General features: G+C 49.8%; 1 protein-coding gene. It reads left to right on the plus strand.

The window, feature by feature from the left end; translation table 11 throughout:
* Positions 1 to 43: 43 nt before the first annotated feature.
* A partial coding sequence (locus R7E78_RS27505) for an NAD(P)-binding protein (protein ID WP_318058802.1) occupies positions 44 to 649 on the plus strand: 606 nt, incomplete at its 3' end.

The raw sequence follows: 649 nt of genomic DNA on the forward strand, positions 1-649 counted from the left end.
CGTTATCAACGGCAAGAGCTAATCAACACGGAAACCGCAGTTAATGAACAATGTAATTTTTAGCCAAAAGCTATACGACACCGCGCAAATGATTGTCGATGGCTGTATGGGTGATGCCGATCCGGCATGTCAAACCGCATGTCCAATGCACACAGACGTAAAACAGTACGTTCGCATGGCTGGTGAAGGGAATTTCCAAGGCGCTTTGGATCTGATCCGCAGCAAATTGTTCCTTCCTCAAACTCTTGGTCGTATTTGTGCCCACCCTTGTGAAGCGTCTTGTCGTCGTAACACAGAGTTCGGTCAACCAATCAGCGTAGCGGGCATCAAACGCTTCGTCGCAGAAAAACTGGATAACCAAGATCACTGGGACCTTAACATTGCGCCCCTAACCAACAAGCACATCGCGATCGTGGGTGCAGGCCCTGCTGGTGCGCAAGCGGCTATTGAGCTTCGTCGTCAAGGCCACGAAGTAACGATTTACGAAAAGCTAGACGTTTACGGCGGCATGATGCGTGTGGGTATCCCTGAATACCGTCTACCACGCGATGTTATCGATTTCGAATACAGCTACCTAGCGATGCTGGGTATTAAAACTCAGTTTGGCGTTGAGATCGGCAAAGACATTAGCTTCGACACACTGCGCAGC

The organism is Vibrio sp. YT-19(2023) (assembly GCF_033337395.1).